Annotated in this window: 1 protein-coding gene; it reads right to left on the bottom strand. The window is 76.6% G+C overall.

Annotation, left to right across the window (positions count from 1 at the left end):
* The coding region (locus AB0J68_RS32065; protein ID WP_363942615.1) for a transglutaminaseTgpA domain-containing protein at nt 1-1564 on the bottom strand (1564 nt) is incomplete at both ends.

Genomic DNA, 1564 nt, shown 5'->3' on the forward strand with positions numbered 1-1564 from the left:
GCCTCTGGTCGTGGCTGCTCGGGCGTCGGCCAGGGTCTGCCGGGCCTGCGCGGCCACCTCGGTCGCCGCCAGGTCGTCGCCGACCGGGCGGCCGGCCAGTCGCAACGCGTCGGTGACCTCCCGCCAGGCGCCGGCGATGCGCTGGTTGGGGTCACCCCCCGCCAGTCGCTTGCGGGTGAGGGAGCGACGCATCGCCAACAGGGTGAGCAGCAGCGCCCCCACCACGAGCAGCAGACCACCGCTGCCGCCCGCGACCAGCACCGGCGTGGACACGCCACCTCGTGCGGGCGGCCCGTCGGGGGCGGCCACCGGCTCCGGCGACGCGGTGGGCTCCACGGTGGGCGCCGGCGCCTCCGACGGCGGCGGGTCCTCCGGAGTCGGGCGGAAGTCCTCCTCCACCGGCCTCGGCTCGTTCTCCGGGCGGGGCAGCGGGTCGAACGCCACCCAGCCCAACCCGTCGAAGAGCACCTCCGGCCAGGCGTACGCGTCACCGGCCCGCACCGGCCCCTGCCCACTGCAGGAGAAGCCGACCACCACCCTCGTCGGCAGACCGGAGAGCCGGCCGAGCACCGCGAACGCCGCCGCGAACTGCTCAGACGTTCCCCGCTGCCCGCCCCCGTTGCGCGGACCGAAGAGAAAGAAGGCCAGGTTCGGGTACGCGTGCCCGCTCGGCGCGTCGGCCACCACCCGGTAGTGCTCGGCCAGGAACTGCTCGATCGCCGACGCCCGCGCGTACGGGGCGCCGTTCTCCTCGGCGAGCTGCGCCGCCAACCGGCGCATCGGGTCGGGCACCCCGTCGGCGACCCGCAGCACCCGGGCCACCTCCTCGCCGGCCGGCACGTTCGCGGTGGCCAGCAGGTTGTTGTCCGGGCGCTCCCGGGCCGACGTCACCGTGTACCGCAGCCCCGGCGTCAGTCCCTCCGGCCTGATCAGCGTCCCCGTCGCCGGGTCGTACGCCACCCGCGCCCCGCTGACCTCGCGCGGCGTCGCCACGGCCGGGAGCAGCCGGCCGCTCAGCTCCGCCACGGTGATCTCCTGCCGAACGGTCTGCACCGTGCTGTCCCGGGCCGGCGCGGTGGCCGGCAGGATCCGCCCCGCGTTGCGGTACGTCGCACCGACCCGCCAGGTGATCCCGTCGTAGTCGCTGAGCACCGCCAACCGGATCTGTACGCTGCGGCCCGCCTTCGGGTCGTCCGCGTCGCCGGTCGCCGTCGGGTCGTCCGCGCCGCCGGCCGGTGGGGTGGCGCCCACCGTGCTCACGTCGAGGAGCTTCTGCTCCGGTCGCAGCGCCCACCCGGAGATCCGGATCAGCGGGTTCTCGTCGAGCGTCTGCACCTGCGGTGGCTCCACGTACCGGCGCGGGTCCACCGGCCGCCCGTCGACCTGACCGGCGACCACCGGGCCGAGCAGCGCGACCAGGCCGATCACCAGCGCGACGCCGAGCGCCGCCGAGGCCGCCAGCCGAAGTCGTACCGCCGCGCGCATCCCCGGGGCGAGACCGGCCGTCGGGTCACCGCCGGCCGGCGGCGTACCCGTCGGCGCGGCGAGCCCGACCGCCGCGACC

The organism is Micromonospora sp. NPDC049580, assembly GCF_040675595.1.
In the GTDB taxonomy this organism is placed as follows: Bacteria; Actinomycetota; Actinomycetes; order Mycobacteriales; family Micromonosporaceae; genus Micromonospora.